General features: G+C 53.8%; 9 protein-coding genes, 1 other RNA gene and 1 pseudogene. All 11 read left to right on the top strand.

Annotated elements, in window-relative coordinates:
* Positions 1–98: 98 nt before the first annotated feature.
* The 11 genes and pseudogenes from NST29_RS10165 to NST29_RS10115 all read left to right on the top strand — a co-directional run bounded on the left by NST29_RS10165 (position 99) and on the right by NST29_RS10115 (position 13,707).
* The gene (locus tag NST29_RS10165) at positions 99–2,282 is read left to right on the top strand and encodes a malate synthase G (RefSeq protein WP_033017743.1); all 2,184 of its coding nucleotides are present in this window, start codon (positions 99–101) and stop codon (positions 2,280–2,282) included.
* Between the two features lie 172 nt (positions 2,283–2,454).
* Positions 2,455–3,672: pseudogene (locus NST29_RS10160) on the top strand (malic enzyme-like NAD(P)-binding protein).
* A gap of 117 nt (positions 3,673–3,789) precedes the next feature.
* Positions 3,790–4,590 (top strand): IclR family transcriptional regulator, encoded by an 801-nt coding sequence (locus NST29_RS10155; RefSeq protein ID WP_339232990.1) that lies wholly within the window; start codon positions 3,790–3,792, stop codon positions 4,588–4,590.
* 110 nt (positions 4,591–4,700) lie between these two features.
* Positions 4,701–6,269 carry an IS1182 family transposase gene (locus NST29_RS10150; RefSeq protein ID WP_033018017.1) on the top strand — a complete coding sequence of 523 codons (1,569 nt, stop codon included), beginning with the start codon at positions 4,701–4,703 and terminating at the stop codon, positions 6,267–6,269.
* A 221-nt stretch (positions 6,270–6,490) separates the two neighbouring features.
* Positions 6,491–8,767 carry a DEAD/DEAH box helicase gene (locus NST29_RS10145; protein ID WP_033843977.1) on the top strand — a complete coding sequence of 759 codons (2,277 nt, stop codon included), beginning with the start codon at positions 6,491–6,493 and terminating at the stop codon, positions 8,765–8,767.
* A 378-nt stretch (positions 8,768–9,145) separates the two neighbouring features.
* Positions 9,146–10,441 carry a ribonuclease H-like domain-containing protein gene (locus NST29_RS10140; protein WP_051962701.1) on the top strand — a complete coding sequence of 432 codons (1,296 nt, stop codon included), beginning with the start codon at positions 9,146–9,148 and terminating at the stop codon, positions 10,439–10,441.
* Between the two features lie 57 nt (positions 10,442–10,498).
* Positions 10,499–10,633, top strand: a complete 135-nt coding sequence (locus NST29_RS10135) for a hypothetical protein (RefSeq protein ID WP_255358705.1) — start codon at positions 10,499–10,501, stop codon at positions 10,631–10,633.
* Positions 10,634–10,789: 156 nt separating this feature from the next.
* The gene (locus tag NST29_RS10130) at positions 10,790–11,041 is read left to right on the top strand and encodes a CotD family spore coat protein (protein ID WP_081897222.1); all 252 of its coding nucleotides are present in this window, start codon (positions 10,790–10,792) and stop codon (positions 11,039–11,041) included.
* Positions 11,042–11,629: 588 nt separating this feature from the next.
* Positions 11,630–11,926, top strand: coding sequence for a cell division regulator GpsB (gene gpsB / locus NST29_RS10125; RefSeq protein ID WP_033017746.1), 297 nt, complete (start codon positions 11,630–11,632; stop codon positions 11,924–11,926).
* Between the two features lie 95 nt (positions 11,927–12,021).
* Positions 12,022–12,419: RNase P RNA component class B (rnpB, locus tag NST29_RS10120), an RNA gene on the top strand.
* Between the two features lie 151 nt (positions 12,420–12,570).
* Positions 12,571–13,707, top strand: coding sequence for a class I SAM-dependent RNA methyltransferase (locus NST29_RS10115; RefSeq protein WP_144974211.1), 1,137 nt, complete (start codon positions 12,571–12,573; stop codon positions 13,705–13,707).
* The last annotated feature ends 165 nt before the right edge of the window (positions 13,708–13,872 follow it).

Here is a 13,872-nt window from a genome sequence, read left to right as displayed (position 1 = left end):
AAAACGATTGCCCGTTGTTTGCTTTCATGGTATCATCTTTTTAAGTCAATTAAGAAACAGTGTTTCTTAATAAGAAACAAAAGAGGGGGAGGAGAACGATGGGCGAATACGTACAAAAAGGCAACATTCAAGTCGCAAAAGTGCTGTACGACTTTGTCAACGAGGAGCTTCTGCCGAACAGCGGAGTGGATCAAGACAAGTTTTGGCGCGATTTCGGCGCGCTCATTGCCGATTTGACGCCGCGCAACAAAGCATTGCTCGCCCGCCGCGACGAAATTCAAACCCAATTGAATGAGTGGCATAAAGCGCGTCGCGGCCGCTTTGATTTCAATGAATACAAATCGTTTTTGACAGACATCGGCTATTTGGAGCCGGAAGTGGAAGATTTCGAGATTACAACGGACAACGTGGACGACGAAATCGCCGTGCAAGCCGGGCCGCAGCTCGTCGTGCCGCTGACGAACGCCCGCTATGCGTTAAACGCCGCCAATGCCCGCTGGGGCAGCTTGTATGATGCGCTTTACGGGACGGACGCCATTAGTGAAGAAGACGGTGCTGAGCGCGGTTCGTCATACAACCCGGTGCGCGGGGCGAAAGTGATCGCCTACGGGCGGCAGTTTTTGGATGAAGCGGTGCCGCTGGCGCAATATTCCCATAAAGACGCTGTCCAGTACGCCATTGTGGATGGGCAGCTCGTCGTGACCATCGAAGGAGGGGCGACGACGGGGCTGAAAGAGCCGGAAACATTCATCGGCTTCCAAGGCGAGCCGCAACGCCCGACGGCGGTATTGCTCAAAAACAACGGCCTTCATATTGAAATTCAAATCGACCGCGAACATCCGGTCGGCAAAACAGATCAAGCCGGCGTGAAAGACATCGTCTTAGAAGCGGCGGTGACGACGATCATGGACGGCGAAGATTCGGTCGCAGCTGTCGATGCCGACGATAAAGTGGTCGTGTATCGCAACTTGTTTGGTTTGATAAAAGGTGATTTGACCGCGACGTTTGAGAAAAACGGAAAACTGTTGACGCGCACCTTGAATCCGGACCGCGTCTACAAAACGCCGGATGGCGGGGAGCTTGTGCTGCCGGGCCGCTCGCTCATGTTCGTGCGCAACGTCGGGCACTTAATGACAAACAACGCCATTTTGGATGCCAACGGTGAAGAAGTGCACGAAGGGATTATCGACGCGGTGATTACCAGCTTGATCATGAAACATTCGCTGATCGGCAACACCCGCTACTTGAACTCGCGCAAAAGCTCGATTTACATCGTCAAGCCGAAAATGCACGGGTCGGCGGAAGTGGCGTTTGCCAACGAGCTGTTTGACCGCGTCGAAGATTTGCTCGGCCTTGAGCGGAATACGATCAAAATCGGCGTGATGGATGAAGAGCGCCGCACGTCGCTCAACTTGAAAAACTGCATCTACCAAGTGCGCGACCGCATCGTGTTCATCAACACGGGCTTCCTTGACCGGACAGGCGATGAAATTCACACGTCGATGGAAGCGGGGCCGATGCGCAGGAAAAACGAGATGAAATCATCGACTTGGCTGCAGGCGTACGAAAAATCGAACGTCGCCGTTGGGCTTGCCGCCGGCTTCCGCGGCCGGGCGCAAATCGGCAAAGGAATGTGGGCGATGCCGGATTTGATGGCGGAAATGCTGAAGCAAAAAGGAGCGCAATTAAAAGCCGGCGCCAATACAGCATGGGTGCCGTCGCCGACAGCGGCCACGCTTCATGCGCTTCATTACCATCAAGTGAACGTCGCCGCTGTGCAAAGCGAGCTGGCAAACGAACGGCGCGATTACCGCGACGACATTTTGCAAATTCCGGTCGTCGACAACCCGCAATGGACGGCGGAAGACATTCAAGAGGAGCTTGACAACAACTGCCAAAGCATTTTAGGCTATGTCGTCCGTTGGATCGACCAAGGGATCGGCTGCTCGAAAGTGCCGGATATCCACAACATCGGGCTGATGGAAGACCGGGCGACGCTTCGCATCTCGAGCCAAATTCTCGCCAACTGGCTCCATCACGGCATTTGCACGAAAGAGCAAGTGCTCAAGACGCTGAAGCGCATGGCGAAAGTCGTCGACGAACAAAACGCCGGCGATCCGAACTACCGTCCGATGGCGCCGAACTACGACGATTCGGTGGCGTTCCAAGCGGCATGCGATCTCATTTTCCTCGGCTACGAACAGCCAAACGGCTATACGGAACCGATTTTGCACCGCCGCCGTCAAGAAGCGAAAGCGAAATTTGCGGCAGTGGAACAATAAACAACCACTTGAACAAGGGCTGCGCGCCCTTGTTCCTTCCTTATCGAATTTGTTCTGAAAATTTTGTAAATAGAAAGGGGGCAGTTCCTCGTTGCTACTGGCCGGTTTCAGAACGAAACGGACAACAAAACGGCGCAAACGATGTAGCGAGGTTGGTAGCCGGGAATGAGCGATGGAGAATTTGCGGGAACGTGCGTTGCTTGTCCATCGGCAGGCGAAAGGGAAATTAACCGTGGAATTGAAAGTGCCGGTCACGGATGCGAACGATTTAAGCGTCATTTATTCGCCGGGAGTGGCCGAGCCGTGCAAACAAATTCGTGCCGATGGAGAGGAAATTTACAACTATACCGTGAAAGGCAATTTCGTTGCGGTAGTTTCCAACGGCACAGCGGTGCTTGGGCTTGGCAACATTGGCGCGCGGGCGGCGCTTCCGGTCATGGAAGGGAAAGCCGCTTTGTTTAAAGCGTTTGCCGGCATCGATGCCGTGCCGCTTTGTTTGGACACGGAAGACCCGGAGCAGATCATCCAAACGGTCAAACTGCTTGAGCCGACGTTTGGCGGCATCAACTTGGAGGACATTGCCGCTCCGGCCTGCTTTGTCATTGAAGAGCGGCTCCGCTAGGAAATGGGGATTCCGGTGTTTCATGACGATCAGCATGGCACGGCGATTGTCGTCGCCGCTGGGCTAGCGAACGCCTTAAAAGTGGTCGGCAAATCGCTCGCCGATTGCCGGGTGGTCATCAACGGCGCCGGCGCCGCCGGGGTGGCGATCGCCAAATTGCTGCTGTCGATGGGGGTCGGTGACCTGATCGTTTGCGACACAAAAGGAGCGATTTATGCAGGGCGCCCGCATGGGATGAACGTCATTAAGGAAGAGATTGCCCGGCACACGAACCACCGCCGTATCTCCGGGACACTGGCGGACGTCATTCAAGGCGCGGATGTGTTTATCGGCGTTTCCGTTGCCGGCGCGTTGACGCCAAGGATGGTGCAGACGATGAACCGCAACGCCATTGTCTTCGCTTTGGCCAATCCGGTGCCGGAGATCATGCCGGATGAGGCGAAAGCCGCTGGAGCTGCTGTTGTCGCGACCGGCCGCTCCGATTTGCCGAATCAAGTGAACAACGTGTTAGCGTTTCCGGGGGTATTCCGCGGCGCGCTTGACGTGCGGGCGACAGAGATTAATGAGGCGATGAAAATCGCTGCGGCCGAAGCCATCGCTGGGCTGATCCAGCCAAAAGAGCTGGCGGAAGACTATGTCATCCCGAACCCGTTTGACCGGCGCGTTGTCGAAGCGGTCGCTTCCGCCGTCGCCCGCGTCGCCGTGGAGACCGGGGTGGCGCGAGTCACGGAAAAAACTGCGGAACGAATTCGTGTCAGAGAGGGGTAGGATTTGTCCGTTTTCTCGCTGACGGCGCCATGCGCGCCGGTGGCCCTCTTTTTGCCTGCAAACGCCCGGCTGTTCGTGTATAATGACGAGCAGAGAGAACAAATCGAGGTGAATGAAATGGAAAAAGAACATACGGTCAAGTCCGTGCGCCGGGCGCTGCAAATTATCGAGATTGTCAGCGCGAAAAAGGATGGGCTGGGTGTGACGGAAATCGCCAAGCAAATGGACATCAACAAAAGTTCGGTCTATCGTATTTTAACGACGCTCGCCCAATACGGCTATATCGAACAGCATCCGGAAACGGAGCGGTATAAGCTCGGTTACAAATTTTTGGAACTCAGCTCGAAGCTGCTTGATTCGATCGATTTGCGCCAAGAGGCAAAGCCGTATTTGCGCCAGCTCGAAAAGGAAACGAATGAGGTGATCCACCTCGTCGTCTATGACCAAGGGGAAGTCATTTATATTGAAAAATTGGAAGGAACAGAGACGCTGCGCATGCATTCGAAAGTCGGCAAGCGCGCGCCGATGCACTGCACGGCGGTCGGAAAGGCAATTTTGGCGCATTTGCCGCCGGCGGTGGCCGCCGAGATCATTGAGCGAAAAGGGCTGCCGAAGCATACCGATCGAACGATCACCAACCGCGAGGCATTTTTCCGTGAGCTTGAGACCGTTCGGCAAAACGGATATGCGCTCGATTTGGAAGAAAACGAGTATGGCATCCGCTGTGTGGCGGTGCCCATTTTTGACTATACCGGCAGTGTCGTAGCGGCGATCAGCGTCTCCGGCCCAACGATTCGCATGACCGACGACCGGATCAGCGATTTGGCCGTGCGCATGCGCCAGCTCGGCAGCGAGCTGTCAGCTCGGCTTGGGTGCCGGCAGCCTCACTCCGAGGGTGTCCCAAAAGTGTTCGCATAGCGTTCGCTTTTCGGACACCCTCCTTTTTTTCGCAAAAAAAAATAAGAAAACCGTTCCTCTTTTGGTATAATAAAGTCACCATAACCCTACCAAGAAAGGACGGTTTTCTTATGTACATTTATTATAACCGAGATCAACTCATTTTGCCAATGGATCTTGAAATTTTCATTCCGGAACATCATCTTTGCCGGATCGTGGATCTGGCAGTGGAAAAAATGGATCCGGCTCTGCTCGTTTCCCTCTATCCTGGTGGAGGCCGCCCAGCCTATCATCCGAAAATGATGTTGAAAGTCATCCTGTATGCCTACGCCAATCGGATCTACTCCTCTCGCCAAATCGCCAAGCAGTTGAAAGAAAACATTTACTTTATGTGGCTCTCCGGCCATCAAACACCGGATTTCCGCACGATCAACCGATTTCGCTCGGAACGGATGAAGGACGTCATTTACGAAACGTTTTTCTCCATTGTTGATCTTCTGCGTCAAGAAGGGCTCGTCAAACTAGAGGATTACTTTCTGGATGGAACGAAAATCGAGGCCAATGCCAACAAATACACGTTCGTTTGGCGCAAATCAACGGAAAAGTACGATCAGAAGCTGGAGGAGAAATTCCGGCAAATCGTTGCCTCGATCGAACAGGTGGCGAAAGAAGATGAAGAGGCGGAACAAGAAGGGGATTTTCAAGAAAAACTGGAAGCTTCACCGATTACGTCCGAAAAGATCGAAGCCGTCATCGAACAAGTGGAAGAACGCCTAAAGAAAGAGCCGAAGAATCGCACGTTAAAGAAAGCAAAACGGCAATTGGAGCAAGATCTTCTCCCCCGTAAGAAGAAGTATGAAGAATACAAAGAAGTGTTGGGCGAACGGAACAGCTTTTCGAAAACGGATCCGGATGCGACATTCATGCGAATGAAAGACGACCATATGAAAAACGGCCAGCTCAAACCGGGATATAATGTGCAGATTGGGACAGAGAACCAATTCATCACTGGATTTAGCGTGCATCAACGGGCGGGGGATGCCGGATGTTTCATTCCGCATTTGGAGCAATTGGCCGCCTATGGACGCCCAATGCCCAAACGGGCCATTGCGGATTCCGCCTATGGGAGTGAGGAGAACTACACGTACTGCGAGAAAAAGAAGATCGTCGCCCTGATCAAGTACAACACGCTGGACCGGGAACAAACGAAAGCGTGGGCGAAAGAGACCGGCCGAATCGAGAACATGACGTATGATGAGGAGCTGGATGAGTGGATTTGCGCCAAAGGGGAACGGTTGGTGTTTGTGTATGAACGGAAGGAAACGACCGACAATGGGTACGTTACCGTCAAACGGACGTATCGTTGTACGGCATGTGCCGGATGCCCGTTTCAAACGGCATGCGCCAAAGGCAAAGACACGAAAACCATCCGCGTTTCTTTGAAGAATCAACAACAACGGCAGGAGATTCGGGAACGGCTGTCCACGGAAGAAGGGGCGGCGACATATCGAAGACGGCAAATCGAAAACGAGCCGGTGTTTGGGCAAATCAAGCATAACCAGCAATTCCAGCGCTTTTTGTTAAGGGGGCTCCCAAAAATTACCGTGGAATGGGGGCTTATTTGTGCTGCCCACAATTTGAGAAAGTGGGCGGCCACTGTCCACCCAATAAAAAGAAAAAGGGAGAACATACGGGGATAAGAAGAAGCAGATCCTTTGAGAAAGTAAAAAATAGACAAATAATGTAAAAACAAAAGCAGGAGGCTGTCCTCAAAAGGTCGTTTTACCGACCTTTTGGGACAGCCTCGCTTTTTTTAGGAAAAAGGCGCTTGTCATGCCAAGGAAGAGACGCTTCCTCATCGATGTTTTTCGTGCAAATCAGCAAGCCATGCATGTAAAATAGAAGCGAGGTGATTTGCGACGTGAAAAAACAAACGCTTTCGGAATGGATGGAACAGCTCCGTCAAGATCCGCATGTCGTCTATTGGCATGAAATCGAACCGAAAGAAGCGGACACCGTTCCGTTTCCCGCTGAACTTGACGCGCGGGTGCGCTTGGCGCTCGAGGCGCGCGGCATCGCTTCGCTGTATACGCATCAGGCGGCCGCGTACGAGGCGGCGCGGGGCGGGCGGAACGTCGTGGCCGTCACGCCGACCGCTTCCGGAAAAACGCTTTGCTATAATTTGCCGGTGCTGGACGCCATCGCGAAAGCGCCGGAAAGCCGTGCGCTTTATTTGTTTCCGACAAAAGCGCTCGCCCAAGATCAAATGCATGAACTCCATGAGATCATCGCCGAGATGGAAGCGCCGATTTACACGTATACGTATGATGGCGACACGCCCCCGGTGTTGCGGCAAAAAATCCGTCAAGCCGGCCATATTGTCATTACGAATCCGGACATGTTGCACACGGCGATTTTGCCCCATCATACGAAATGGATTTCTTTGTTTGAGCAGCTGCGTTATGTCATTATTGACGAATTGCATACATACCGCGGCGTGTTCGGCAGCCATGTCGCGAACGTGATTCGTCGCTTAAAGCGAATATGCGCTTTTTATGGGAGTTCCCCGACATTTATTTGCGCTTCAGCGACGATCGCCAATCCGCAGCAGCTGGCTGAGCGGTTGACAGGGGAACCGATGACGCTCATCGATCAAAACGGGGCGCCGCAAGGGCGGAAATGGTTTGTGCTTTACAATCCGCCGATCGTCGAGCGAACGATGAACGTCCGGCAAAGCGCGGCCAAAACGGCGGTCGAATTGGCCCGCCAGCTGCTTTTCAACCGGATTCCGACGATCGTATTCGCCCGCAGCCGCGTCCGCGTTGAACTTATTTTAAGCCATTTGCAGGCAGCGCTGCGCAGCCGGGGCGGAGAAACGGCGGTTCGCGGCTATCGTGGCGGCTATTTGCCGAACGAGCGGCGCGCGATTGAAAAAGGATTGCGCAGTGGGGAGGTGCTCGGCGTCGTCAGCACAAACGCCCTTGAACTCGGCGTTGACATCGGACAGCTGCAAGCGTGCGTCATGGCCGGGTATCCAGGAACGATTGCCAGTACATGGCAACAGGCGGGACGCGCCGGCCGGCGCCACGGCGATTCGCTCGTAGTGCTGGTGGCCAGCTCCAATCCGCTCGATCAATACATGATCTCCCACCCGGAATATCTTTTCGCCCGCTCCCCAGAAACGGCGCGCATCAATCCGGACAATTTGCTCATTTTGGTCGACCATCTCAAATGCGCGGCCTACGAGCTGCCGTTCCGGCGCGGCGAGACGTTCGGCGGTGTGGAGGTCGAAGAGGTGCTCGATTTTTTGACTGAGCAAGGGGTGCTAAACGAACGCGCCGGCCGCTGGCATTGGATGAGTGACGCGTTTCCGGCGCATGATGTCAGCTTGCGTTCTGCGGCTCAGGAAAATGTGGTCATCATCGATCGTTCCGAGACGGCCCGCCCTCGCGTCATCGGCGAGATGGATCGGTTCAGCGCCATGACGCTGCTCCATGAGGAAGCGATTTATTTGCACGAGGGGACTCAATACCAAGTTGAAAAGCTGGACTGGGAGGAGAAAAAGGCGTACGTCCGCCAAGTGGATGTCGACTATTTTACAGACGCCAATTTGGCCGTGCGGCTCGATGTGCTGTCGGAAGACCGCCGCCAAACGAACGGGTCGATGGTCGTGCGCTATGGAGATGTATCGGTTCGGGCGATGGCCACCATTTTTAAAAAGATCAAGTTGTCGACGTTTGAAACGATCGGCTCCGGGCCAATCCGGCTTCCGGAGGAAACGATCCATACGTCAGCGGCATGGGTGGAGTGGGAGACGGTGCCGCCGCAGTTTTCACCGGCGCAGTTTGAACAGCTTCTTGTCAGCATGGCCAATGTGCTTGGCCACCTCGTGCCGGTATTTGTCATGTGCGACCGTTCTGACATCCATGTCGTGCCGCAATTAAAAGCTCCGCATTCCGGGCGGCCGACGATCTTTCTTTACGATCATTACCCCGGTGGTGTCGGTCTGTCTGAGGCGGTGTTTGAGCGATGGACAGAAATCGTAGAGCGGGTGCGGCAATGGGTGGAGCATTGCCCATGTGCGGACGGGTGTCCGTCGTGCATCGGCGTTTCAAGCGCCGCTTTGCCGTCAGTGAAGCGTCAGCTCGTTGCATTTTTACGCGAGCAGATGGCCGCTTGGCTGCCGTCATCGGTTTAACAGCCAACGATCAACAGTTCGTTCGAATGGCGAAAAGGGGCCGGTCACGAGGGGGCAAGTGAACCAAGTACGGCTAGGAGCCGTTCCATTTCCGCATACCAAAGCGCCAGCTTCAGCCCGAGGGGCAAGTGAACCAAGTACGACTAGGAGGCCGGTGATTTCGTGCAAAACACCGTTACGTTCGACCTGTTTCTCAATTAGAGAAACCTTGCAGAATCAACTTTCTTTTTTTGAATGAACATGCCGCCGATTGGTGTGTGACAGCGGTTTTTCACCAGCCTTCTAGAGCCGGTAGCGTCAAAAGTTCTATGAAAACTCCACACAAACCATTCCATTGAACATCGTGGGGCATGCGGAGGGCCAAAGGGAGGTGGACGGATGAAGCCGAAGTTATCGCAATGGAAAGAGTTGCTTGCCGCTCGTCATCAGTCAAAACGGCCGGCGGACGAAAACGAGGAAGCGGCCAAGCAGCGGTCGGACGTGCCGTATGTCGATCTCTGGCAGGAATACGGCGTAAAGCCGTATTGGTATGAGGGCGATTATTGCCTTGTTCGGGAAACGTCGTATCCGCTCGCTTGGCCACACGGCCGCTATCGGCTTGGTGATTTGCATGACGTGCACCGAAGATGGCAGGAGGCGCCCTTTTCCCATCCCCTTTCGTGCCGCGGTTTGGCCGTTAGCGATTTATTCTTTTTTGATACCGAGACGATGGGGTTGTCGAGCGGGGTCGGAAACGTCATGTTTTTGCTCGGCCATGCCCGCGTGCTCGGCGATCGCGTTGTCGTTCGTCAGCACGTGCTGCCTTATCCCGGGGCGGAAGCGGCGCTTTACCAAAGCTTCTTGTCGGATGTCGATTACACAACGCTAGTCACCTACAACGGGAAAGCGTTCGACTGGCCGCGCCTAAAAACCCGCCACGCGCTCGTCCGCGACGTCGTCCCCCGCCTGCCGTCGTTCGGCCATTTCGACTTATATCACGCCGCTCGCCGCTTATGGAAAGATGCGCTCGACTCCCTTCGCCTTGAGGAAGTCGAACGGAGCCTGCTGTCGATCGAACGGGGCGAGGATGTGCCGGGCTTTTTGGCGCCGATGATGTACAAAGAGTTTTTGCACACGCCGCATCCCGACCGAATGATGCCGATATTGCGCCATAATGAAAACGATGTGCTGTCGCTCATCTCCCTTTACATCCATTTATCCATCCAACTGCTTGAAGCGGCACAGCTGGCCGATCCTAGGGAGCAGCTGGCCGCTGCGCGATGGTTGGAAGCGGTGGGGGAAACAGCCGCCGCCCGGAACGTCTACGAACAAGCAAGCGGTAAAGAAACAAAAGAGGCCGAAGCGGCAAAATGGCAGCTGTCGCTTTTGTATCGAAGAGAAAAGCGATATGAAGAGGCCGCGGCCATTTGGCGCGACTTATTGGCCGGCGGGAACGCGCACTGGAAAGTGAAAGCCGCGTTGGAGCTGGCGAAAGCGTATGAACACCATTTCCGCGATGCCAAAGAGGCGCACCGCTATGCGGTGATGGCGTACGAAGCGTGGCGGCCGCTCGCCCGGGCAAGCCGGGAACGCAGCGAGAAAGAGGAAATGGAGTGGCGCAAGCGGTTAGCGCGGTTGGAACGCAAGAAAGCCAAGTCGTCGTTCGCTCATTTCCCCGGCAAGCGCAAAATGTGACAAAAATGCAAAAATAGCGGCTTTTTTGTTGCGAATCTTGTAGAAAAAAAGAAAAACATGTACAATGGCATCGGAACGAATGAAAACGATGGCAGGGAGACGAAGACGATGCGAAGCATGTACAAAAAAATTTTGTATCTCTTTTTTATTGTCGTCGGCTTGACGTTTGTCGTGTTTCGGTATGTGTACTAACAAGAGCTTGCCCAACGTTTTTCGTTGACGGGAAGGATCGAGCAAGGCGCCTGCCAAAAGAAGAAAATGGGTATCTATACTAGTACAAGACGGCTCTGTTCATCATAGGCTAGTATTGTCAACAATCAGCCTAGATGATGAAAGGAGAAGGATGCCATGCATTGCCCACCACATGTAACGGCGCCGATCGTTCATCCGCCTCAATGTTGCGTCCAACACCATTTCCAAGCAACGATTGTGCCGCATATCCATCCATCGCACACGACGCACGTGTATCATCACCTGTATGAACATCAGCATTATTTCCCGCATACGGAATCGGCAGTGGCACAAGCGGCCAACCGCCATGTGTACTGCCCTGCTCCGATGCCGGGATGGGGGCCATTCCCTGCGCCACCTATGCGCTAAAAAGGAGTGGCTCGAGGCCAAAAAGGGTGTTCCCGTCAACACGGGGACCCCTTCTTTTGCGTGACAATGCAAGACTGGCGCCAGATTTTCAACGGGTCGAGGGCAGACCATTGCCCATGGAACTTTTTCATAAAAATCTCTAAATGGAGCTGATTTCTATCCTTGGATGGAGGGCAAGACGTTGCCCATGGATCTTTTCTGTAAAAACCCCTTTACCAAACGTTGATTTTCATCCTTGGCCGGAGGGCAAAGCGTTGTCCATGGCGTTTCTATGAACATCCCGCAGCGGCAATGAATGTCCATGCTTGCCGGGAAGACGCCGCGATCGGCTTTTTTGCTGAACATCCGCGCAGCGAGCCATGCGCTTCATCCTTGGGCGGAGGGGAACCGATGGGCCATGGCGCTTTTTTGTCCGTCCTGTTCTTGGTCTCGAAAACGCTGAAAACGGTTTGACAGACGGGCGATCCGGACATAGCATCGAAGTGGAGGCGTCGCTTCATTTCTTCCGCTCGGTTCATTGACAATCAGCGCAATTTCTGAAAAAATAAAGGAAAGATGATCGTTGAATGCGGATTGAGGTGAAAAATCATGTCAGCCCAAAGGGTGAAACTGACGCCAAAGGACATATTAGAAAAAGAGTTTCGAGTCAGTATGCGGGGGTACAATCAAGACGAGGTCGATCAGTTTTTGGATCTCATCATCAAAGATTACGAGGCGTTTCAGCAAGAAATCGATGAGCTTCGTCAAGAAAACGCTCGGCTGAAGCGGCAAGTTGAGGAGTTGCAAAAACGGCCGGCTGTATCGGCGGGAACGACGAATTATGATATTTTGCAGCGTCTTTCCAACTTAGAGAAGCATGTGTTTGGTCGCAAATTGTATGAATAGTCGGCAGAGCCGCGTCAGCGAAAAAGATTCCGGTTTTTTCCTCTTGCTTGCTTGAGGAAAATGAATTATACTAGAAGATGCTCGCAGCGTTCATCATGTTCGGGTAATCGCTGCGGCCGGTGTTGGCCGTAGAGGAAAGTCCATGCTCGCACGGTGCTGAGATGCCCGTAGTGTTCGTGCCTAGCGAATCCATAAGCTAGGGCAGTCTGGCTTCGGCTGGGCTGACGGCGGGGAAAGAACCTACGTCCGCTATGCGGATATGGTTCGATTACCCTGAAAGTGCCACAGTGACGGAGCTCTAAGGGAAACCTTAGAGGTGGAACGCGGTAAACCCCACGAGCGAGAAACCCAAATGATGGTAGGGGCACCTTCCCGAAGGAAATGAACGGAGGGAAGGACAGGCGGCGCTCGCTGCCTGTAGATAGATGATTACCGCCGGAGTACGAGGCGCAAGCCGCTTGCAGTACGATGGTACAGAACATGGCTTACAGAACATGATGAACGCGGTGGATGGAATCGTGAAAAGCCCTCCTGCAGGAAGGAGGGCTTTTCCATTTCTTTTTGCTGTTTTTTCGCTGTCATGGCTATAATGAGGAGTAGAGAAACGGAGCTTGTACATACGTCTGTTAGATAGGGGGAACATAATGACTTCGTTTTCGTTGATTGCCACGGCCGCGATGGGGCTCGAATCGGTCGTCGCCGACGAAGTGCGCCGGCTTGGCTACGATTGCCAAGTCGAGAACGGCAAAGTGACGTTTGAAGGCGATGCGCTCGCCATTTGCCGCGCCAATCTTTGGCTGCGTGCCGCCGACCGTGTAAAGCTGAAAGTCGGTGAGTTTCGGGCGACGACGTTTGAGGAACTGTTTGAACAAACGAAGGCGCTGCCGTGGGCCGATTATTTGCCGAAAGACGCGGAATTTCCGGTTATCGGGAAATCGGTGAAGTCGACGCTGTTCAGCGTTTCCGACTGCCAAGCCATCGTCAAAAAAGCGATCGTTGAAAGTTTAAAAGAGCGCTACCGTCTATCATGGTTCCCGGAAACCGGACCGCTTTACCGCATTGAAGTGGCGCTTCATAAAGACATTGCCACATTGACGATCGATGCGAGCGGAGCGGGACTGCATAAACGCGGCTACCGTGTCCGTCAAGGGGAAGCACCGCTTCGGGAAACGCTCGCCGCCGCCTTAGTGCTGCTGACGAATTGGACGCCGGATCGCCCGTTTGTCGATCCGTTTTGCGGATCGGGAACGATTGCGATTGAAGCGGCGTTGATCGGGCAAAACATCGCCCCGGGATTTAATCGCGATTTCGTGTCCGAGCAGTGGCCGTGGATCGGGGAGCGCGCATGGGAGAGGGCGCGTCAAGAAGTGGAAGATATGGCGCGCTACGATGAGCCGCTCGATATTTGCGGGATCGACCTTGACCCGCGCATGGTTGACATGGCCCGGGCGAACGCGGCCGAAGCCGGGTTGGCTGATCTTATTTCGTTCCAAACCGGACGGGCGGAGCAGTTTCGGACAGACAAATCGTACGGAGTGATCGTCAGCAACCCGCCATATGGGGAACGGCTCGGCGAACGTCGGGAAGTCGAAGCCCTTTACCGTGCCATCGGCCGTGCCTTTTCCGCCTTGGATACGTGGTCGGTGTACATCTTGACCGCCCACCGCGGCTTTGAAACGCATTACGGCAAGCCAGCGACGAAGCGGCGCAAGCTGTTTAACGGTTTCATTGAGACGCATTACTATCAGTACTGGGGGCCAAGGCCGCCGAGGAAATGCTGATTTACGAAGGGATTGAGCGATTTTTCGTAAAGTGGCTTGCAAAAAATAATTTGGCTTTTACAAAGATCACACTTTCTTTTCTGAAATTGAAAAGGAGGTGTGGCTTTTTTGTTGAAAGATATTAAAGAATTTATTGGAAAATGGCTATTCAAAAATCTTTTGGTT

It is taken from the genome of Geobacillus sp. FSL W8-0026, from assembly GCF_037966255.1.
Classification (GTDB): Bacteria; Bacillota; Bacilli; order Bacillales; family Anoxybacillaceae; genus Geobacillus; species Geobacillus icigianus.
The sequence above is the reverse complement of the archived record's forward strand: the minus strand, read 5'-3'. Positions and strand labels throughout refer to the sequence as shown.